The organism is uncultured Shimia sp., assembly GCF_947493595.1.
In the GTDB taxonomy this organism is placed as follows: domain Bacteria; phylum Pseudomonadota; class Alphaproteobacteria; order Rhodobacterales; family Rhodobacteraceae; genus Shimia.
In genome coordinates, this window is sequence record NZ_CANLRL010000007.1 from 39,706 (window position 1) to 61,907 (window position 22,202).

Here is a 22,202-nt window from a genome sequence, read left to right on the forward strand (position 1 = left end):
CAGTCCAAAGAATTAGTTTGGCAAAGGGCCCAAAAAGCTTCCCATGTCACCAAGTCCTATTGCGCCACGAAGTCGCGTTGAAATGTTAGAAACAGGACTGAGCAAAATTTCAAAACTTCACCGCGCAGATGGTACGGCAACTTGCATCCCAAAAAGAGTGGCCCCGTTTTAGGGGCCGCTCCTAGATAACCACGTGCTACGCCGAGTAGCGGTCAATCACCGTGCGTGTCACCGCTTCGACAAAGCGTTCGCCTTGCGTCAGCCCGTGCACCCATTGCAACGTGCCAACACAGAAGACTTCGCCTTTGCCTTTCTTCATGTTGGTGATCGCCGCACAGCCGCGTACAAACTTGTCGAGGTTTTCGGGAGTAACCTCCAAACCAAGTGTTTCCACATATTGCACCGCGTCGCGCTCCGCTGGCCCAAGGAAATGTGCTTCTGGCGGATGGCCGTGGTCGGTCTCTTCCCCCGCAATGGCAGGCGCCAATGCCAGGATTTCCAAATCCATCGGCGCACCGTCTTCGCCCGTTGGATAGGGCAGCCCGTAGCGGAAGGTGTATTCGATCCCGTCCACTTCAGATCCAATCACCGGCACCGATCCGCCAAGGATGTCACCGTAGTACTGATCCGCATCCGCAAAGGCCCAGTGCTTGTTGCGATAGACGGTAAAGCCGCCCGCGCCACGCGGCGTCGCGCCACCTATCATCGCATAGACCCCCTTGTGGCCGTTCACGCCCCAAGTGGTCACCGGCGGGTTGTTGGCCCCATCATGCTGATGCCACCAGGTCGACGCCAGATGCCGCGTTGAAGGGTCGGCCCAGACCGGGTCTTTCTCGTGCTGGTGTTTGTAACAGATCTGCACGCCATCTTCGTACCGCACCTGCCAGTTGATGTTGCCGGCAAAGCGCGCAAACTTACCGCCGGCCTCGATAAACCGGTCAAAGGCGTTGCGGTTTTCCGGCGTGACATACTCGTCATGCCCCACCGTCACGCACATCTTGTATTTGTCGAGCAAGTTGGGGTGCTCAACAAAATCGTGCTGGCTGGCGTATTCGATGTTGTAGCCTTCCCGCTCCGCCCAGCGTGCAAAATGGCTGTCATAGCCAGCCCAACCGGCCAGCATGTTTTTGAAGCTCAGACCGTTGGCCAGATAGTACTCTGTGGACGGGTAACGTGGCGGGGAGCCAATTGGGAAATCCTCATAGCGGCGTGGTTTCCAGCCCCAGGTTGGCGTGCCTTCGGGTTGACGGATAAACCCACGCGCCCACGGGCGGTGAATGTGCTGTGTCACCGAGTAGGCCGTGTCACGGGTTTCCATGCCGCCGCCGCCGGCTTCGGGTGGGATACGATAGGCGCTGCCGCCGCCAAAATCGGTATAAGCCAGCCATGTGCCCGTCGATAGAATGAACAGAATATCGCTGTTTGCGCCCGGATCTTTGGCCCGCAGGGTGAAGAACGCCTCTTGCTCAATGGTCACGCCATCACGTTCAACCTCAAGCACAAGGACATACCTACCGGATTTCCAATCTTCTGGAATGGTGAAGCGGTGGCTTACTGGCCAGCCACAGCCCTTTTCGTAGCAATCAATTGGCGTTTCATAATAGCCCGCCGTCAGCCCCTCTGACACCTGAACCGTCTCAAGTTCAGCGCCATCGCGTTGGATGGTCAGCTTATAGCTCTCTGCCGTGGTGTTCACATGCAGCGCCACTTCGTCACCGGGCACGTAGCTCATCTTGTCGGTATAGCCCCAGACCTCCAGATCGTTGGGATCGTTGGACGGGAACTCGTACCAATACGGCAGGTTCATCACCCAGTTGCGCGCGCCTTGACTTGGCGGAATGCGGTCGCGTTGCAGCGGCGAAGCCAATGCGTCTGCCAGCCCGTCAAACTCTGTTGCCCCAGCGTCTGAGGCCATTAGGCCAGCAGTGGCCCCGGCCGCAACACCAGCCGCAGACTTCAATACGGTTCTGCGGTCTATGTTGGTCTGAGACGCCGTGTCTTTGTTTGGCGCTTCCGGGCTCGGGCTGGATGACTTGCTTTCAAGCTCGTCTGACATTGGGGTACCCCCTTTAAATAATTGTAGAAAAAAAGAGACATCGGTGGTTAGGGCAGGAACCAGGACACGCCAAACTTCAGCTGCCAGTCATTGCCACCGGCAGGCGCATCCAGCAATGTGTAGGCCCCCATATTCACATCAAGCGCATGACCATTGGCCAAGACAAAGGTTTTGCCGAAGGTGGCGCCCAACGGAATGGTCCAGTCCTTGCTTTGCCAATCATAACTGAGCGTGTTGGAGTAGCCGATGTAAGAGCCCCCGAGAAAATTCTCTAGGTTGTAGAAGGCGATGGGCTGGATCGTTGTCACCGAAAAGTCGTTTTCGCCCCACAAGTGCCCAATAACCCCACCGTAGGCCAGATCGCCAGAGAAACCAAAGCCAACCAAGGCAAGTCCGGCACCGTTGCCGGGGCCGCCGAAGCCCGTTTGGCCGTGTCCAAAGAGACCTGCGCACCGTAGCCAAGCTTGAAAGAGCCCGGCTCAACCTCAGGCACATAAAACGCTTGCAGCACAGTGTCGCTTAACCCGTAGTTGGTCCCGCCGCTGCCGTCCGGCACCCCAATACAAGGAATCAATCCACGCAGGATCAGATTAGCGTTTTCACCTTTGAACGTGTGCACCGGTTGCAGTTGGTAGTTGTAAGTTGTGTCGACGTTAGTAGGCCCGTAGCCAATGGTGTTGTCCGTCAACAGTCCGGTGACAGGCGCAAGCGGGTCTTGCGCCTTTCGCGCCGCTTGGCAGGCCGCATCGCAGTGGTCTTGAGCAACCACTTGTGTTGCAAAAATCGTCATTATCGCAAGGTATGAGGCGAGCCATTTGAGCATCTTTATAACTTCCTTCAGGAAAACCCACTGCGCGATTCATATGTGAATGCATACTGCCAGAGAGAGATTTGAAAGGCATCACCGAAGTGGTCGCTTGATAGGTGAAAAAGTCCGAAACTTTCCCTCTTGATTGGCCGTCGTTGGTGGGGCGAAGCTAAAGTGACGCACGCGTCGGTTGCCAACCTCTCCGCATTGAGAGTTGTCATTTTAGCGAGGCTGACATTGTGCAGCCAAGTTATGATCTTAGCGGCACATCAGCGTCGGCCGCAGAAAGGGTGTCCCCATGTTTCCTATTCTTCGCACCACAGTCACATCATGCGCCGTTGGTTTTTTGTCCGGTATCAGTGTTTTGGCGCAGACTGCTGACACCGTTTACACCAATGCGCAAATCTACACAGTGAACCAGCGGCAACCTTGGGCCAGCGCCCTTGCCATAAAGGACGGCAAGTTCCTTGCCGTTGGTTCGGACAGCGAAATCATCGCGTTGGCGGGTGCTGAGACGGAGAAAGTCGACCTTGGCGGGCAGTTTGTGATGCCGGGCTTTATCGACACCCATACTCACCCGGTGCGTGTGATCATGCTCGAAGATATTCTGTTCCGGAATGACAATTTTGTGCAGCGGACGCCCGACGAGTTTGGTCAGGTGCTCAAGGAATATGTAGCGAACAATCCAGACAAGGAATGGATCTACGGAGCGTCTTTCTCCTGGTCCTATTTTGAAGGCACCGACGTGAAAGTAGATCGCCATTTCCTAGACAAATACGTCTCGGACCGGCCAGTGGTGATTGAAGATGATGGCGGCCACGCCGCTGTTGCCAATACAGCGGCCCTGCAGGCTGCGGGTATTACAAAAGACACCCCTGACCCGATTGGGGGCACGTTGGTGCGAGACGAAACAGGGGCGCCGACCGGCATGCTCTATTCCGCGCCCGCCATGAAACTGGTTCTGCGCCACCATCCGCGCTACGACATTGATGATGTTGTTTACGCGGCGGAAAAGGCCTCCGGCATCATCAATGCGTTTGGCTACACCGGCATCAAGGTTCTCGAAGGAGACCGTGAGCAGATGCAGGCCTTCAAGCGGCTGGACGAGGAAGGCAAGCTGAAGCTCGATGTGCGCATGACGCCCTATCAAGAAGACTTTTTCTTCGCCTACAGCAACGAAGACGCAATTCTGGATCGAGACCAATACGAGACAGAACATTTCAAAGTGGACGGCGTGAAGTTGTTCATCGACTCCACGCCCTTTGGCCGCGCCATTGCCGTGAAGCAACCTTACAAAGGGGATGGCACCGATTTTGGCAAGCCTTTCACAACCTATGAAGCCTTCCGCGATGATTACGTGCGCTGGAACAGCCTGGGGCTGTCCGTTGCCACTCATACGATGGGAGATCGCGGTTTTGAGATGGTGGTCGACGCCATGCTTGCGTCAGCGGCGGCCAATGGCCTCGAAAACGTTCGCGCCCTGCGCAACCATATTGCGCATGCGATGATGGTTGACCCCTTGGATCTGGCGCGCCTCAGAGATGTTGGCGGGTATCTGGAATTCTCCCCCAATGTTTTTCTGGGGTTACAGTTGATTGATACGGTGAAGAAGGACATGGAGATGAGCCAGATCAGCCGCTTCTGGCCGGCGCGTGATGTTGTCGCCTCTGGTGTGGGCTTCACCATCGCCACCGATTGGATTCAATCGCCAATGCACCCGTTCCTGCACATCGAGCAGGCCATGACCCGTCGCCCTGCCGGCGACCCGGATGCAGAAGAGATCTTCGCCACAGATCAGACCATCTCACTGGCAGAAGCCATTCGGGCCTTTACAATTTACGCAGCACGATTGGCACGTATCGAAGACCGCGCAGGCAGCATCGAGGTGGGCAAAAACGCGAACTTCATCACAGTCAGCGGCAATCCTTTCGACACCCCTGTGTTTGAGATCCACAAGCTGTTTGCCAAAAAGGTGGTGTTTGAAGGGGAGCTGCTGCTTGAAAACCAAGCGAAGCTGGATCGGAATTAACCGAAATTTTCAGAAGTAAGGGCGCCCATTTGGCGCCTTCATATCTCCTGCAGCGCTGTCCAGTTGATCGTGGTGCGCGACGCAAGTGCGTTCCCTGCTCTAACCACTTACAACCTGCCCACAGCACCGATTTAGATATTCGAACGGCGTTGTGACACTAATACGTCGCGTTGTCGTTTTGGAACAATAGCTGACGCCCGCTCTTGCTAAAGCTTACGTCAGCTTTGGGCCGAAATTTTCCTTATGACATCTGTTTTCAGGCAACTTATGGGGAGCATATCCCAGTAGAGCGTACTTTGCGCAAACAGTGTCCAAATCGAGCTCCCGCAAGCAATACAGACGAACAACAAGCCGCCGCAAGGCGGCTTCGTTCGTTCCGAGACAATCCCAACGACAAAATACCCGCCAATTCTACATGTAGATCAATGCCAAAGGCGCCCGAAGCGTTAGGCACAAGGCGAATGCTCTCAAGCAGGGACCGGATGATCGTTGTCGCTTCAGCTTTGGTTGCCGGGTCGTTCAATGCTTCCGTCAGGTTCGCGACTTTGTTCCGGTACACTTCTGACATGTTGGGTGCAGTAAAACGGGGGCAGCGGGCTCAACATTGGCCAAGTTAGCTTCGAGGTCGCGCTTGCGGGTCTCAAGGCTGCCCATCTTCGCCTTCATGCTCTCGTGAAACATTCCTTCGGCAATTGCCTCGATGATACGGTCAATCTGGCGCGTGACCTGCACCAGCTCCCGTTTGGTCTTGGCTTCTTCAACAGAGTTTTGCGCTGTGAGGCGGTTGTGTTCCTCCTGATAGGCTTTGACGAACTCTGCGATGAGGTCGGGATGCAGAAGCTGGTCTTTGAGGCCGGTGAGGACACGGTCTTCCAGATCGGTGCGTTTGATCGTAAGGCGGTTGGAGCAGGTACCCTTGTTGCGGCTGGCTGAGCAGCCATAGTAGTGCTTTCCAACTTGAATGGCGCCGCCGCCGCATTCTCCGCAGGTCAACATGCCCGAGAATAGGTGTTTGGCGCGTTTGGTGCGACTGAGTTTGCGCACCCCGTCGCTAATCGCGGCGTTGCGTGTGGCTTCTTGACGGGCTTTGACAGCGTCCCACAGGTCTTGCGGAACGATCCGCAAGTGAGGGACTTCCTTAATGATCCAGTCTTCGGGCGGATTGAGCCGTGCCTGACGTTTGCCGGTGTTAGGGTCTTTGATGTACCGCTGGTGGTTCCAGACGAGGCGTCCGGTGTAGAGTTCGTTGTTGAGAATGTCAGTTTTGCGCTTGTGATTGCCGTAGATCGTAGAAGCGCCCCAAGTGCCGCGTGGCCCTGCGACACCTTCGCCGTTCAAGGCCGTTGCGATGGCACGCGGGCTAATGCCGTTGGCGTAGTCTCTGAAAATAGCGCGGACGATCCCAGCCTGCTCTTCGTTGATGATGCGGTCGCCGGTGGCCTTCTCGCCATCGGCTCGCAGTGTACGCACCATGTCATAGCCATAAGAGATTCCACCCGCGGATTTACCTTGGAGGACGCGGCCCTCGAGACCGCGATGGGTCTTGAGGGCAAGATCTCTGATGAAGAGGCTGCTCATGGTGCCTTTGAGGCCGATGTGCAACTCACTGATCTCGCCCTCGGCCACGGTGACAATCGGAATGCTCAAGAACTGCATTTGTTTAAAGAAAGCTGCGATGTGTTCCTGATCTCGGCTAATGCGGTCGAGACCCTCGGCGACAACCACGTCGAAGACTTTGTCGTGGGCATCCTCCAGCATGCGTTGAAAGTCGGAACGCAGGTGGGAGGATCCGCTGATCGCGTGATCCGCGTAGGTCTTGGCTTCCCGCCAGCCGTTGCCTTCGATCAGGCGGGCACAGAGGCGGTGTTGATCCTCAATGGAAGCATCTGTCTGAAGGTCAGTGGAATATCGAGCGTAAATGGCTGCGCGCATTGAAATGTGTTCCCTCAAGATATCGGAAGAATCTGAGGTAATTGCGCGACCCTAAGGGTCCCTGGAAGGATCGCGCAAGTTCGATTTATAGTGATCAGTAGGCGCCGGCCGAGATTTGAAGTGCTCATTCGCGGCTTGGCGCCCCATCAATCGCGCAAGTTCGCAGGGGCCTGAAGCGGGCGTGCGCTTGCGGGTTTGGGCTTGTGGGTACACCGTCATCGCAGCCCCCTGTCATTGAGGGATCGGCGTTCACCTCTCTCCGCCACACACGGATCAAGAGGGGGGCTGACGCTTCTCGGCCGGTGCCGGATGTCGAAGAAATGGAACTTAAAGGGTGGAAGGTCGTGCTTCTTGTAGAGGTGCATTTGCGCCTAAGGTTGAGGTGCTTACTGAATAGGCTGCGCAAGCTTTTGAAAACATACACTTTTGACGTGCGGCGGAAACACGCCGATGACGGGTTCACGATTGCGCAGGATGAAAAGAAGAGTGGAGCAGGGAGAGGCGAGGGGCAGGGAGGCAGATCGGTGGAGCCGTGCTCAAGCGCAGTGACGCCACCTCAGGCAATTTCCTCACGACAACGACTGACGGAAAAGGGCGGACAGCGGCTGTTCGCTGCTAATCTCACGAACAACCGCAATGCGCACAGAGCGGAGTTTGGAACGTCAAGCGGACGGCTCTTTGCGGGCGTTGTTCATTTGAAAATCAGAGGCCGGTTTGTTCGCGAAAGTACCAAATAACTCACGCGAACGTGGACAGTACTTTATTTGGAGGCGGGGCTGGTATGGCTTGAGCGCATTACGAGAGACCAGCCTAGAAGCTGAGCACATTTTGTAGGGGCCGCTTGCCGCACTGTGGACGGCATCACTAAAACACCGCGACGCGTTTGATGCGCGCACCTTTAATAGGAGAGATCACAATCTCTACAGAGGCTCTGTTTCCGTAGTGGGATAGGCTGCTTCTTAAGCTGGGCGCACGCATGTTGACAGGAACAGAGTTTCGGCGCCCGAGATAGACTTTGGCAGATGATCCATTGTCGAAGCGTACCTCTATATAAAAACTCTGTTTTGTGATGTGCTCAGCCTCTATTTCGATGCCGGAAGTCGCCACGCCTTCTGCAAGTTTGACCAGGGTTGCCTGAGATTGCTTTTGCAATTCGACGGCTTTGATTGGTGCGCGGCTTTCGCTGAGGGCACCCAGCAATTGGCGTAAAAAAGGATTGCGAGTTGAAGCTTTCAGTATAGGGCAGTTCCCACACCACAAGGTTGTGGTCTTTGCGATCCAACGCGCCGGACATCACATAGGCCTCAATGGCGCCAATTGGGCCTCCGCCTGACACGGAGAAGTTCTCGACATCTGCATCAAATGCACGGGCCAACGCGTCCGCGACCCTGTAGTGGTCTCGTTTGTAGCGATTGGAAAAACTGCTTCCAAGCAGGGCAATTGCGGGCCCGTCCACGGGTGTGTCCAGAAGGTCGCCGCTTCGCGACAGGTCGAAAGTCTCCGACGTTTCTGGGGGTAAGACTGTTCCGCAAGCATTGTGAACAACTTCGGCAAGAGATCCTTCTTCCTGTATCGCGCCAGAGGCCTCGAGTTCCCGGAAGGCCAGGTCTCCATCGTTGGCAAAGAGATCAGGTGTCTGTGTGTTCACGGTGTGAGCGAGAGCAGTGGCGCTCACGGCACTTCCGACGGCGGTCCAATGCGTGTCGCGCCGAAAATAGAAACGGTCCACGAGATCATAATGGGAAGGTCCATCTTAGGACGGTCCAGTCTCCGGGTAGCAGGTCAATGGAACTGGCCTTTAGGTGAAAATTTACGATTGGGAGCGGCGAACACGGTAAGGAGAAACTGACATCGTTACTGGCCCTCCCCTCAAGAAATTGAAGGATCCAACAGTATCTACGTGATGTATCGAACCTAGCAGACATGAGTTTGAGACCGGCTGAGGTCCTTCGTTGCATCAATCGGCCACGGTGAATTCAATCCTTCGGTTCTTTCGGCGTCCCTGAGCTGTTGCATTGTCGGCGATGGGCCTGCTTTCTCCACGGCCGACAATCTGTAGTCGTGCGGCATTGATGCCTTGATCGGTCAGGAAACGCTCAACCGAGGCGGCACGCCTTTCAGACAGTCTCTGGTTTGCCGTTCGCGACCCCACGTTGTCAGTATGGCCGGCGAGTAAAATTTTGAGATCAGGGCATCGCGCAACAATGTCGGCCACTTGGCTAAGCAGTGGCGTCGATTCAGGTTTCAATTTTGCAGATCCAGACCGAAAGTTGATATTGCCGCTGCGAGACAGTATCTCAAATCGCCCCTTGCAAGCTTCAATGCCAAAGTTGCCTTCCGCCTCTAGGGCCACAGTCACAGGTTCTTTCAGTGATACGGCAGCTGCTTTCGGGACCTCCTGCGCGTCAGGAAAAGTCGCTTCAAAAATCAGATCAAAATTCACGGTTGTGGACTGCACGATGGAAACATTTGCGGCCTCTTCGAGCTTTAGCAGCCCGTCGACCAGGTCGTAATCCGCTACCTTTAGCGTCAAAGGTTCTGCGCTCGACACCGCCAACAAGTTTTCCCCAATCAATGTTAAGGATAGTTGGGCGATTTCTTGGCGCTTTACGCCGTGCAGGTCCAATTCAAATGGCAAGCTTATGGTTTTTCTTTTGACCTGAGCCAGATCAGCAATCAGGCTTGGAGCGATTTGCGCGTTTACTGTTGCTTGAGGATAAAGAAAGGTTTCAAAAAACAAGAAACGCATTCGGACATTGCGCAAATCAACTTTCGTATCGACGCTATCGAGCAAAACGGACAGGCTTGCGTCCCCACTGGCGTCAATACCGCCAGAAAGTTTGGCAAATGACGAGGTTTCAATCACTGATTGGTTCTTGATCGAACTGAACTGGATGGATGAAGTTTCCGGGGCGAGACGCCAGCCATTGCCAAATGGGCTCTCCTCGGCCAGTGCCGGCACCGAGAGTACGCACAGAATTGGAGTGGCCAGAATGGTGGCTCGTAGCACTGTAGTTCCTTTCACGGCAGCGACGCGAACCTGAAAAGTATCGGCAAGTTGGGCTCGCAATGCAATGGCTCTAATTTGTTGCCATATCGTAGGGATCGGATAGGGTTTTGGCTCTGCGACTGCACAAAAGGAGACCCGCACATGCGTGCACTGTTCCTGTCAATCGCTTGTGTCCTTGGCTTGACTGCCAGTGGGCGCGCGGAGCCGCGAGTGGCGCTGGTCATCGGGAATGCAGTTTATTCCGACGTTACACCGCTTGCCAATGCGGGAGCGGATGCGGCACTGATTTCTGCTGCGCTGTCTGAAGTTGGCTTTTCGGTCACGGTTGTCTCGAACGGCACTCAAAACGAGATGAAGCGCGCCATTGCAAAGTTTGGCGCGGCCTTGCGTGCTGCCGGCCCGGACGCGGTCGGTCTGTTTTATTATGCAGGGCACGGCATTCAGTCATTTGGGGCAAATTACCTTTTGCCAGTGGATGCGCGCCTGACGGTGGCAGCCGATCTTGATTTGGTGGGCTTAGAGGCTGCATCCGTTCTTCGCCAGATGGCGTCTGCTGCCAACCGAACAAATATCGTTATTCTTGATGCTTGCCGTGACAACCCGTTTGAACATGTACCCGATATCAATGATAGCGGGTTGGCTGAAATGAAGGCGCCTACTGGGACCTTTTTGGCGTACGCGACGGCGCCAGGACAGGTGGCGTTTGATGGTGCGGGCGACAATAGTCCATTTAGCAAGGCACTTGCGCGTGAACTTTTGGTCCCTGGAGCACCAGTGGAACAAGTGTTTAAGCAAGTGAGGGTATCTGTCCTGTCAGAAACCAATGGTCAACAGACCCCTTGGGACACCTCTTCCTTGACGCAAGAGTTTGTTTTTAAAGCAAGCGTGCCAATGTTGGCAGAAGGTGTTGCCGAAGCGCAGCTTTGGCAAACTGTGGAGGAGAGTCGAGATCCCGTCCAAATCATGTTGTTCATGAGAACTCATCCAAACGGCCAGTTCATTGAGGATGCAAGGCGACTTTTGGCAACAACTCTGGAAATGGAATTGAACCAGAGCAGAGCAGAACCCACTGAGCCAATGGCATCTATGCCTGCACCAAAAGAAGTGGAAGATGAAGAAACGGCCCTCATGGAACGTGCGCGGAAATCCGGAGATATCGCAGATTTTGAAGCTTATCTCGAAGTATTTCCCACAGGTGTTTTTGCAGAGTTGGTGAAGAAGGAGGTTGCTGCGTTGCACAGTTCGGGCGCAAGCAATCCCCCCACGCTCTCGGACGGCGGTGATGATGTTACTCAGCCGATTGGTTTAGAAGCCATGGATTGGGACGTGGCTTTTGATGCCCCACTTGAGATCGGTCCGCCGGAGCTCATCGGATTGACGCTTCTGGAGGCCACGGCAATCAGCCCCTTGTTCCCACCAATTGAGGGGCTGCCAGATGAAATGTGGAAGCACCAGACCTGCGGCAATTGTCATAATTGGACACGCACAGCGCTGTGTGATCAGGGGAAATTCTATCAAAAACAGGCTGCGGTTCGTCACCTGGAAAAAAATCACCCATTTGGTGGCGATTTCAAAAGGAACCTCAAAAACTGGGCAAGGGGCGATTGTCAGTAGCGTTTGAAACGCCTTGATGAGACCTTGCAAGAGGGATTGCGCGTGAAGCGACCAATCAGTTTCTTCGCATTGCCACATGTCAAATCTCAGCTCTTTCTGTGACGTCCGCACTTTGACGTGGCGCCACTTTTTCGCACAGGTTTGCTGTGTTTCTGAGATGTATCGGGTTTAGGTTTCAGTTTGCTTGGTATGTTCCAAGCGGTCTCGATATGCGGCCTTCGGCGTCTGCCGATCAAGCGCGGAATGAGGTCTCTGGGTACTGTCGAATGCCATCTACTTCTGATGCCTCGCCGGCCTCGCAACCCACTATTGCGATGGAGGCCAGACCAATCATGAACCAATATTCAAACTGGGCCACTCCCGTGAAGCAGATCAGAACGGTCCAGATACAGGAACTCAAAGCAACATGAATTTTACTGTAGCGCTCCTTTTTCCAAATGGTGGGATGACCTCTTTAAGGTGAGTTAAACTTGGGGAAGTGCCGCCGAATGCCTGTTTTTCCTGATTGGATCGGACGATTGCAGGTGAGAAAATTAGACAGCAGGCGGTTTCTGTGGTCTACTTTAGGAGCCTGTAGGGGCTGCCTGTGCCTGCCGTATTTTAGGGCAAGAGGCCTTTTTTCTCACCCTGACAGGTCGATCGAATTTGTAGGTGAGGTACTTTTGATGAGAGTTTTTCTATTAGCAACATCTGCAGTGGCGCTAGTTATGGCCGGTTGCACTGAAATATTGCCTCCAGAGGGCGAGGGGAAAAACGTGCGTGTCCCCCACAGTGACGTTTCCGATTCCTCTAGCAGTTCAGGGGGAACGAGTGGCAGCTCCAGCAGCTCTTCTTCCGGAGGTTCAAGCTCAAGCTCAAGCTCAAGTTCGGGGGCGAGTAGCTCCAGCGGCTCGGGTTCCGGAGACAGCGGGTCGAGCGGTAGCAGCGATGATGACGACGATTCCGGTAGCTCTGGCAGTTCTGGTGGTGATGACGGCGGATCAGACAGCCCCGGCGGATGGAGCGGCTAATGCCAATGCGCGGCAGATCAGCCATTCTAAGGAGAATGGTTCCGCTTGCTTTTGCCACGAGTATGTCCGCAATTGCCACCGGAGCTGTGGCGCAAGCTGAGCCAGCCCGACTGGCAGTTGTGATTGGAAATCAGGATTATGTCGGCATCGACGATTTGGCCAACGCCAAGCATGATGCGGAACGTTTTTCTGCAATGTTGCGAGATTTGGGGTTTACCGTATTTGACGGTTACAACGTCGACCGACAAGGGTTCGAAGATCTGCTGCGCGCGTCTATTTTGAATGTGACAGAGGGCGCGGAGATCGTTTTTTTCTATGCGGGTCATGGCATTCAGATAGGACGCCGCAACTATTTGCTGCCGACGGATGTTGCTTTTGACTCTGTTTACGACTTGCCGGTGGAATCCGTGACGCTTGACCGCGTGATTGAACTTCTTTCGGCCCGCGGCAAAGTGCATGTGGCCATTATTGATGCATGTCGGGACAATCCGTTTCCCGACAAAGTTTTGGCCGGGAATTTGGACGCCAGCCTTTTTGAGACCAAATCTGGATTTGACGTTTTTAAAACGCCGCTCAACTCTTTGGTCGCCTTTTCAACTGCTCCTGGCATGGTGGCGTATGATGGAAAGGGCAGCGAGAACAGCCCCTATACGGCGGCTATTGTGAACGCGGTGAGTGCTGCGCCCGAGCGCGATATCTTGTCGGTTTTTGCCCAAGTCCGTGAGGCGGTTTACAACGCGACTGAAGGCAAGCAAGTGCCATGGGAGAGTTCCACTCTGGTGCAACCCTTTCAATTTGGACGTTCTGCGGAAGCTCCGGTGATGGCGTCGGCTGAAAAAGACGTTCCAGTTCCCGAAAGTGGCAACACAACGCGTCAGGTAGCGGCATCTGATTTTCCGTCGGAAGTGGCTCTCTCAGTGGCTTTTGACCGGCAAATCCTCCTGGGCACGGCCTTGGCAGCGGCTTTGGATCAATCTGAACTGCCTCCGATCACAGTGACCACCGTGCCCGATCAAGGATTGGTTTCGGTGCGCGCAGATGGGCTGATGTATAGACCGGTGCTGGGTGAAAGGCGCGCCACTGCGCGCGCAGCAACCTTGCGAGATAACTTTTCTATAACGGTGCAATCCAATGGGACAGAAATCCCGGTTAGGGTCCTGCTGGAAATGGAGGTCAACGCTTGCGATTTGGCAGCGGGGGACGCACTGGATCCGGGCAGTGTTGGATTTTATCGGCTGCCTAATGAAATTGAAGTGGCCTATGCGCTGGAGATCTGCCGGGCTGCGGTGCAGGACTATCCTGAAGAAGGACGGTTTTCATATCAACTGGGCAGGGTGGAACAAGCGGCGGGGCAATTACGAAAGAGCTTTCAGAGTTTTCAAACCGCGGTCACTCAGGGTCATATTCGCGCTTTGAACGGTACGGGGCGTTTTTTGATTTCGAAGCGCATCGACCACCAGACCACTGGTATTCCCCAAAACCCTGCCGGCGCGTTGGCGCTTTATGAGAAGGGTATAGAGGCTGGGGATCCGTTTGCCATGCACTCCAAAGGCTTGCATTTTCTGCGCAATGGAAAGGACACGGCAGAGCGAGAGGTGGGATTTGAGTTGTTGGACCGAGCGGCGGAACTTGGCCACACCTATTCGATGAACGAACTGGGCATCTATTTCCTGACAAAAGATACAGACCATTTTCTGCCAGAACGGGGTTTACGATATCTGCAGGCCAGTGCCGCACGCCGAGATATCTATGGCTACTATAATCTTGGATTTGTCGAGGCCAATGGCCTCAATGGACCCAAAGACCTAGAGGCGGCTTATCAGTGGTATTTGAAGGCCAGCGAGGGTGGGCATCCGTTTGGCCCGTCCACTTTGGGGCGAATGATCCGGCGCGGTGAGGTGCCAGGTCAAGGTGACGCTGATGCTCTTGTTTGGTATGATGAAGGCCTGTCCCGCGGTGATGGTTGGGGCGGTGTAAATGCCGCGCGTATGGTTCTGAAAGGCGAGGGCACTACAGTGGATGTGCCTGCAGCACTCATCCGCTTTGCCAAGGCTCGCCACCTTTCAAACAAGAAAGCGGCTGAGGCGGCCTTGGAAGGGTTGCAAGGACATTCGGCGACTGACGTGGCCAAAGCCACTCAGATGCTCTTGAGGGATATGGGGGCCGAAGTTGTCGTGGATGGTGTAATAGGTCCGGCGACTCGACGTGTTCTTGCGGCTATGGCGGTCGAGGCAAACCTGCTCGCGCCTGGGAATGACCGGCTGTCGGAATTGGAGGTGGCTGCCAGAGTTTATTGGGCAAAAAGCCCGACGCGTCCTGATCTGTTTTAAATGGTGCCGGGGCGTTGGCTTAACTGAGGGCCTGGAATTCGACGCGACGGTTTTCGTCGGCGCGGGGGTCATCAGAGTTGTACGGGAAGCGTTCGCCCATGCCTAAAGTTTCTAGGCGGGCAGGATCAATGCCGCAGTTGTCCACAAGATGGCGCGCCACTTCTTCTGCGCGCAAGATGGAAAGGCGTTCATTGTATGCCTCTGTGCCTGAGGTGTCGGTATGTCCCACGATCCGCACCAAGTTAATGCTGCTACGTTGAAGCACCAGACACATTTTCTCAAGCTTGGGCGCCTCCTCGCTAGACAGGGCCGCAGAGTCAAAGCCAAATTTGATTTGTAGGTTGACTTGTAGCTCCGGATCCAGCTGTCCAAACACCAGCGGGGCATTGGGATCGCTTGAGGCCTGGACTACTTCCGCTTCGCTTTGGGTGCCTCCTTGGGAGGAGGTTTCGGCGGTTGTCTCGGTGGACACGTCAACAGTATCAGCTGTGCTGTTTGCGCTATCTTCTACGGTGACCAGTTTGAGGCCGCGCGTGGCACCATTTCCGCTGGCCTCAGCCTCTTGGAAGACTTCGCGCTGGCGCTCAAAAAGAGACATCAGCTCATCAACGCTGAGATCTTCCTGCGCCGTCAAAGGGAAGGAAAAGCCAGCAAAAAACAGCACTACAGCAAAGGGTTTTGTTCGAAAATTCGGCATGTGAGCCTCGATGAAAAATGATTTTGTGCACCTATTATGCTAGGCTATACTGGGTTCGTTTTCAATTCTGCCTTTTTTGAAGTGCCAATTAAGACTACGCCCCCTCGCTCCGGCTCAGTGCCGTGATGTGGTCTGAATTCAGCGCAATCGCGTTGCCTGGGTGTTGGCGAAATTCGCCATTGGGAGAGTTAAGTGAGTAAAGCCACGACAGTAATTCCCCGAATAGTGCCAGCGCAGCCTGTGTTTAGCGGTGCGGGGCTTACCCATGTTGGTGTGGTTCGAGAGAAAAACGAAGACTCAATTTTGACGGACCCGACCGGCGTTCTTTGGGCGGTTGCTGATGGCATGGGCGGCTATAGCTTTGGTGATGTGGCCTCGGACATGGTGATCGATGCTTTGTCCGAACTAAGCGATGATGGATTGGCTGGACCCAGCTTACAAGCTGCGCTGCGTGACGCAAACGCCCGTATTTATCGTGAGACGCAAACACGCGGCAGCATGGGGTCGACAGCGGTCGCCTTGATGATTCAAAACGCCATTGCCACTATCGCATGGGTTGGGGATTGCCGGGCTTATTTGCAAAGAGCGGGGGCGTTGCGCCTATTAACCCATGATCACACCGTGGTTCAGGATATGGTTGACCGTGCCCTGATTGGGCAAGAGGAGACACGCAATCATCCGGAACGGCACGTTGTGACACGCGCCATTGGTCATATGGCGGAGGTGGAGGTGGACACGACCGTGGTGCCTTTGGTGCCGGACGATCGGTTGATGTTGTGTTCCGACGGGTTGACCGGGTGTTTGAGCGATCAGGATATTGCCCAGCATATGGCGCGCGCGGGCTCCCCGAAAATGCTGTGCACCACGCTACTGGCAGCTGCTTTGGAGGCCGGCGCTACAGATAATGTGTCTGTGGTCGCAGTTTTTGCAGAGAGGCGATAGGCAATGCGTGAAGGCACGTTTATTGGGCCAATCATTATTGCCATTGGACTACTCGTGGCGGCCATTGCTTTTGCTGTCGTAGGGGCGGTGATGGAAACGGCAGACGGTTCCGCTGAGTTAAGGATGTCACGTAGTGAAGCAGACATCGCGGCCCTGGAGCGCGAGTTAGGTGATCTAAAGAAATTGATGTCGGAATTGCAAGAAGAGCAGGCGCGGCTCTCAGAGGAGCAGGCACTGGCGGTTGCAAGAGGCGAGGCGTCATTAGCGGGCCAGCTTGAAGTGTCTGCCAGTGACATTACCGGCGGTGGCGATGAAAACTTTGGCCCAAGTATTGAGCGCATGACTGAAGTGGGAACTTTGGACAAGATGGCGTTTAACCAAGGTATCAGCCAGCCACGTAACCGCATCATGCTTGAAGTCCTGGGTCACCCGCGGTCCAGCTATACTCAGGACTGTGCGCCGGTGACCCAGGAAAAGCTAAAGGCTTTGATGGAGACCCGGCAAGTGGGGCCGATCAAGGTGACGATGATCCGCCCAGCATTGGCGTCGCTTGAGCGGATCATGACCAAACTGGAAGCTACAGAGCCGGAGGTGCACGCGGCTTTGGGCACGGCCGGAGCACTGTGTGCCCGACTGGTGCGAGGGTCAAAGCGGTCTGTTTCGAACCATAGTTGGGGCACCGCAATAGATTTGAAACTCGAAGGTCGGTTGGATGGGTTTGGCGATGGTGGCACGCAGTTTGGACTGATCCTGCTTGCGGAGTTGTTCAACGAAGAAGGGTGGTATTGGGGCGCGGCCTATAACCGAGAAGACTCGATGCATTTTGAAGTCGGCGTAGAGACTTTGCGGCGCTGGCAGGCCGAAGGGGACCTCTGAGCTATGGCGAAAGCTGGGCGGGAAAACACCAACGCGGTGACCGTGTACCAGCATGCCGCGAGACCGGTTCTGGATTGGACTGATACGCTTGAACGTCGTGCACGGCAACCGATCGGGACCCTTGTCACCGAAGCTGAGAGGGAGTTGGAGCAGTTTGAGGCAAGGCTGGTTCGGGCACAGGTGCAGGGCCAGTCCATCAAACCGGCGCGTTACGCGCTGGCGGTCTTGATGGATGGGCAAGTGCGCCAAACACCAGGCATCGATCTTGGTGGGTGGTCTGTTCTGGCGCATCGGCAACTGTTTGAAGGTCGTGATATGACCGTTGCTCGGATCAGAGACTTTGAGGAAACTGCCGCGCACGCCGGCGATGACTATAGCGACTTAGCGATTTTTCTGAAGCAGATCCTTGCGTTGTCGCAGGAGCGCAGACATGGGCATAAGGCCCCGGATTCTGGAAGCTGGGGGTGGAGAATTATCGGATCTGTCATGCTTCTGGTTGCTGCACTGATCGGCTATGCGGCATTCTTCGAATACAAATTTCAAAGGGACTTGCGGGCTGGATTTGAAGACGAGGTTCTTTCTTTGGGATTGGATAGGCCGCAGGCGGGCGCCGAGCTGGTTGCTCGGCTAGATCAGATGCAAGCGGCGTTGGTACGAGTGCAAAAGGCGGCGGAGCGCGCACCACTGAAACGCAGATTCCGACTGCCGGTATTGGACAGTGAAACCTATGCCCAGCGGGCCTATTCGGACGTGGTTGCCCGCCAAGTTCCTCCAGCGATAGCTGATGCCATTGAAACGATCGTGGCCACGGAAGGTGACGGTTTGGTGCTTTACGATACGCTGCGGGCTTGGGTCATCCTGACTGGCGAGGATGAGTGGCAAACCACATGGTTGGCGGGCTGGTTGCGCGATCACACTGCTGCGCTTGGAGTGGGAGGGTTGGCTCGACATGTCGCGCCTTTGGCTGGACCTATTGTGAAATTGGCTCCAAGTGACGCGGTGTTGATGGATCAAGCCCGGGCGTTTGCCGCTGAAGTGGCTGAATCGGACAGAACATGGTTGGAGCTGAAGCGGGCGCCTGAAACTGTGGAACTCTCAGATTGGCACCCGGAGCAAGCTGTGCCGCTGTTGGCAGACGTGATGGTGCGACGCTCCGGGCAACCGGTAACCGAACCAATACCAGGGATATATACCGCTGAGGGGTGGCTGTATGCGCGTAATTTTGGGATTGGCGTGGCGGTGCAGAAAGCGCGAGCTATTGGTCCCATTGTCACGGAGCAGGTACTTACTCGGAACAATAAGACGCCAGATTTGCTTGCCAATCGGCTGCAGGAAGAAACCATCGCCGTTTGGCAAAATTGGCTTGCCGATTTGCGGGTCCGCCCGTTTTCGGACCGTGACGCGGCCATCATTGTGTCTGGTGCGCTTAGCCAGGCCAACAACCCTCTCAGTCAGGTTCTGCGAGCGGTTTTTGTGGAAGCGGGTGGTGGGGATCGTAGACGCAGCCATGAGCAGCAATTGGCGCTGGCCCGTATTTTTGGACCAACAATTCAATATCTGGATCAGGGGCGGATGGTAGAAATGGCGCGGCTTTTTTCGTCTCTTAACGTCGCGTTGGGTGCTGCAGACAGCAGCCAAAAGCAAAGCAATCTGCGCTTGATGTCCGTTCAGGATCGCGCGCGGTCGATTTCGGCGCTGAATGCTGCGCCTGCAGTTGTTGCGCAGTTGACCGAAGATGTTCTGGTGCAGTCCGGGATGCTGGACGCGTCGGATGAAGGCGGCAACGCGCTGACACGAGCATGGCAGCGTAGTGTATTTCCTTTGTGTCAACAGACGATCAAGGGGCGCTATCCGTTTGGCGCCGGGGCCGATGTAGCGCTGGCAGATGTGGTCGCCATGTTTGGCCCGCAAGGCGTGATGGCCGGTTATTTGACTGGAGTGGCGGGCCCTTATCTTGAAACCGGCCAAAGTCCTTGGCGTTGGAAACCTGAGGCGAGGTTTGCGGGGGTTTCACCTGAGAGCGCGGCATACCTGGAGCGCGCCGCAGTGATTTCTGAAGCGTTGTTTGATGAAAATGGCAAATTGCGGCAGCAGGTGACGCTGAGCGCGCTTGCCGAACTGGGGCAAACATTGGTTGCCTTTGGGGGAGAGGCGCGGCCGGTGCGGGCGCAGGGAGAGCCTGTCGCTTTGGTGTGGCCAGGTCCGCAGCCTGAGCTGGGCGTTGAAGTGAGCTTTCGAGAGAGCGCAGATGCCGCACGTTTGCAGAAACCTGGCCCTTGGGGATTGCTACGTTTGGTGGACAGCGTTCGTTTGCGTCTGCGTGATGAGGGGCAGCGTGCGTTGCTTGATTTGCGCACGGAGTCAGGTCGGGTATTTTTGAGCCTCACGTTTCATGACGAAATCAATCCGGTGTCCGCGCGCCGCGCCATTTTGGAGTTTCCCTGTCCACCCGCATTGTGAGCCCGGCTACGGCTCAGTAAGGAAACCACTTCGGATTGGGTCCAATTTCGCATATGATTGGTTACAGACGAATTTTTATGAAGATCAATTTGTGACTGCATTGACAAGGGGAGGCGCCTTATGGCGATCGACCGCATTGCCCGTTTGACCACTCCGTTGCCCGACATTGAGGGACAACCGGCGCTGATCTTTGGCAGGTTGACTGGACAGGATTGTGTCAGCCGTTGTTTTCAATTTGACGTTTTGGCCTTTAGCACCAGTCCTGACATCATATCTGACGATTTGTTGGGATTGCCGGTCACGGTAGATGTGACCACCAACGAAGACGCCCCAGATTTGTGCCGCTATTTTCACGGCATTGTTGATCAGTTCCGATTTGAGGGGAACGATGACGATGCCTTGTTTGCCTATCGTCTGGTTTTGCGGCCGTTCCTGTGGATGCTGTCCAAGACGTCGGATAATCGAATTTTTCAGGAAAAGACCTCAGTTGAGATCATTGAGCAGATCTTGGGTGAATATGGATTTGGTGATTATGAGCTGCGCCTATCTGGTAGTTACGATACGCGAGAATACTGTGTTCAGTTTGGCGAGAGCGACCTGAATTTCCTGCAGAGGTTGATGGAGTTTGAAGGCATCTTTTATTTCTTCGAGTTCGAAGAAGGTGTGCATAAACTGATCTTTGCGGACGCAGACAGCAACGTGGTGGATTGCCCAGAGGCACCGGAGTTGCGCTTTGAGCCCAACGTGATGGCTGGCACCGAAGGTATTGGCGTGATCAGTGCATTGATGCGCGAAGACATGGTGGTCACGGCCAAACACGCACTAAACGACTACAATTTCGAGACCCCTTCGACAGATTTGTTATCGGCAGATACGGCACCGCCCAAACACGCGCGGGCCGACTATGAGCGCTACGACTATCCCGGCACTTACGAGGATGCCGGGGGAGGGGGCGCATTATCAAAAGTAAGGCGTGCTGAGGATCAGGCGCTGCGCCATCAAGTCTTTGCACATTCTACAGCCAGCATGCCTTGCTCCGGTCATCGCTTTAAGCTTTTTGACCATGCGCGCGAAGCCGAGAACATTCCATTTTTTATTCTTGAGGCCAAATATCAAATTTGGGACGGTCAATATGTTGCGGGCGGTGAGATGGATCAGGACCGTGGCTTTGAAGCGCGGTACATACTGGTACCATCTGACAATGAGTTCCGGCCAGCGCGGACGACACCATGGCCGGTTATGAAAGGCCCGCAGACAGCTATCGTGGTTGGCCCTGCCGGCGAAGAAATCTACACCGATGAGTACTCGCGGGTGAAGGTGCAGTTTTACTGGGACAGAGAGGGCACCCACGACGAAAATTCGACGTGTTTCATCCGGGTCAGTTCTGCATGGGCTGGGTCGGGCTGGGGCTTCATTCAAATCCCGCGCATAGGCCAGGAAGTGATTGTGGACTTTCTGGATGGTGATCCTGACAGGCCAATCATCACTGGCCGAGTGTATAATGCTGAACAAATGCCGCCCTATGCCTTGCCGGGTAACGCAACTCAGTCCGGTTGGAAATCTAACACGTCGCTTGGCGGTGGAGGCTGGAACGAGCTCCGTTTTGAAGACAAGGCCGGGGATGAAGAGGTCTATTTTCAAGCTCAAAAAGACCACAACGAATGGATCAAGAACAACGAGACCCGCAATGTCGACAATGATTTTGCCGAGACTGTGGGACACGACGCCAAACAGGATGTTGTGAATGACCGCGACGAAACTGTAGGCAATAACAAGACTACACAGGTTGGTGTCGATCGCACGGTCAGTATCGGCAACAATGACACGGAAACCGTGGGCGTGGATCGTAGCCTTTCGGTGGGGGCAAATGAATCAATTGTGGTTGGGGTCAACTCGACGGAAACGATTGGATCGAACCATACACAGACCGTTGGCGCCAATCAGGCAGTGACGGTTGCAGTGGCCCGTGCGGACACAGTTGGGGCCTCTGAAGCTCGGACTGTAGGTGGGCCGCAAACCAATACAATCGGGGCGACACGATCGGTCTCTGTTGGATCCACGCAAAGTCATAGTGTGGGCTCAACAGACAGCTGGGAAGTCGGTGGCAATCAAACCGTGAAGATCGCGAAGACACAAGCAAGCGAGATCGGAAAAGATCAGGACGTCAAAATTGGCGAAAACATGGTTGAGGCGGTTGGCAAAGACAAATCCGCGACCATTGGTGAGAACTTGAATATCGATGTTGGAAAGAACATTTCGATCAAGGCTGGCGACGAGATCACGCTGACCTGTGGCAAGGCCAAAGTCCAGCTCAAGAAAGATGGGACCATTGTGCTGGAAGGCAAAGACATCAGCCTAAAAGGCAGCGGCAAGATCGTTGGTGAAGCGGGGGGCAACATGACGTTCAAAGGCAGCAAGATCGATCTGAACTGACGCGC

Annotated in this window: 14 protein-coding genes and 1 pseudogene; 7 read left to right on the forward strand and 8 right to left on the reverse strand. The window is 54.9% G+C overall.

The window, feature by feature from the left end:
- Positions 1-196 precede the first annotated feature (196 nt).
- Genes Q0955_RS15630 through Q0955_RS15640 form a run of 3 tightly spaced genes read right to left on the reverse strand, consistent with a single transcriptional unit; the run spans position 197 to position 2,846 of the window.
- On the reverse strand, positions 197-2,056 hold the full coding sequence (locus Q0955_RS15630; RefSeq protein ID WP_299425901.1) for a N,N-dimethylformamidase beta subunit family domain-containing protein: 1,860 nt from the start codon (positions 2,054-2,056) through the stop codon (positions 197-199).
- A 47-nt stretch (positions 2,057-2,103) separates the two neighbouring features.
- Positions 2,104-2,364, reverse strand: coding sequence for a hypothetical protein (locus Q0955_RS15635; RefSeq protein ID WP_299425904.1), 261 nt, complete (start codon positions 2,362-2,364; stop codon positions 2,104-2,106).
- Complete coding sequence (locus Q0955_RS15640; protein ID WP_299425907.1) at positions 2,361-2,846, reverse strand: hypothetical protein; 486 nt, start codon at positions 2,844-2,846, stop codon at positions 2,361-2,363. The genes Q0955_RS15635 and Q0955_RS15640 overlap by 4 nt, the downstream gene beginning before the upstream one ends.
- A 316-nt stretch (positions 2,847-3,162) precedes the next feature.
- On the opposite strand from Q0955_RS15640, the gene Q0955_RS15645 reads away from it, so the two are divergent.
- Positions 3,163-4,893, forward strand: coding sequence for an amidohydrolase (locus Q0955_RS15645; protein ID WP_299425910.1), 1,731 nt, complete (start codon positions 3,163-3,165; stop codon positions 4,891-4,893).
- Between the two features lie 531 nt (positions 4,894-5,424).
- On the opposite strand, the gene Q0955_RS15650 is transcribed toward Q0955_RS15645, so the two are convergent.
- The 4 genes and pseudogenes from Q0955_RS15650 to Q0955_RS15660 all read right to left on the reverse strand — a co-directional run bounded on the left by Q0955_RS15650 (position 5,425) and on the right by Q0955_RS15660 (position 9,895).
- The gene (locus Q0955_RS15650; RefSeq protein ID WP_299425912.1) at positions 5,425-6,825 is read right to left on the reverse strand and encodes a recombinase family protein; all 1,401 of its coding nucleotides are present in this window, start codon (positions 6,823-6,825) and stop codon (positions 5,425-5,427) included.
- 864 nt (positions 6,826-7,689) lie between these two features.
- Positions 7,690-8,025: a hypothetical protein gene (locus Q0955_RS15655; RefSeq protein WP_299425915.1), complete on the reverse strand. Its 336-nt coding sequence runs from the start codon at positions 8,023-8,025 to the stop codon at positions 7,690-7,692.
- A gap of 52 nt (positions 8,026-8,077) precedes the next feature.
- Positions 8,078-8,554: pseudogene (locus Q0955_RS20910) on the reverse strand (hypothetical protein); the annotation flags it as partial.
- 228 nt (positions 8,555-8,782) lie between these two features.
- Positions 8,783-9,895: an OmpA family protein gene (locus Q0955_RS15660; RefSeq protein ID WP_299425918.1), complete on the reverse strand. Its 1,113-nt coding sequence runs from the start codon at positions 9,893-9,895 to the stop codon at positions 8,783-8,785.
- An 81-nt stretch (positions 9,896-9,976) separates the two neighbouring features.
- Here Q0955_RS15660 and Q0955_RS15665 point away from each other — a divergent pair, with 81 nt between their 5' ends.
- Together Q0955_RS15665 and Q0955_RS15670 are read left to right on the forward strand one after the other, a co-directional pair.
- Positions 9,977-11,449, forward strand: coding sequence for a caspase family protein (locus Q0955_RS15665; RefSeq protein WP_299425921.1), 1,473 nt, complete (start codon positions 9,977-9,979; stop codon positions 11,447-11,449).
- Between the two features lie 1,072 nt (positions 11,450-12,521).
- Positions 12,522-14,789, forward strand: a complete 2,268-nt coding sequence (locus Q0955_RS15670; RefSeq protein ID WP_299425923.1) for a caspase family protein — start codon at positions 12,522-12,524, stop codon at positions 14,787-14,789.
- Positions 14,790-14,808: 19 nt separating this feature from the next.
- Here Q0955_RS15670 and Q0955_RS15675 read toward each other — a convergent pair whose 3' ends face one another.
- Positions 14,809-15,486: an OmpA family protein gene (locus tag Q0955_RS15675; protein WP_299425926.1), complete on the reverse strand. Its 678-nt coding sequence runs from the start codon at positions 15,484-15,486 to the stop codon at positions 14,809-14,811.
- Positions 15,487-15,678: 192 nt separating this feature from the next.
- Between Q0955_RS15675 and Q0955_RS15680 the strand changes: the two genes are divergently transcribed.
- From Q0955_RS15680 to tssI, 4 genes are all read left to right on the forward strand, one after another.
- The gene (locus Q0955_RS15680) at positions 15,679-16,428 is read left to right on the forward strand and encodes a protein phosphatase 2C domain-containing protein (RefSeq protein WP_299425929.1); all 750 of its coding nucleotides are present in this window, start codon (positions 15,679-15,681) and stop codon (positions 16,426-16,428) included.
- A 3-nt stretch (positions 16,429-16,431) separates the two neighbouring features.
- The gene (locus Q0955_RS15685; RefSeq protein WP_299425932.1) at positions 16,432-17,304 is read left to right on the forward strand and encodes a M15 family metallopeptidase; all 873 of its coding nucleotides are present in this window, start codon (positions 16,432-16,434) and stop codon (positions 17,302-17,304) included.
- 3 nt (positions 17,305-17,307) lie between these two features.
- A complete protein-coding gene (locus Q0955_RS15690; protein WP_299425935.1) occupies positions 17,308-19,764 on the forward strand; it encodes an ImcF-related family protein in 2,457 nt (818 codons plus the stop codon).
- Between the two features lie 120 nt (positions 19,765-19,884).
- Positions 19,885-22,197: a type VI secretion system tip protein VgrG gene (gene tssI, locus Q0955_RS15695; protein WP_299425938.1), complete on the forward strand. Its 2,313-nt coding sequence runs from the start codon at positions 19,885-19,887 to the stop codon at positions 22,195-22,197.
- Positions 22,198-22,202: the final 5 nt, after the last annotated feature.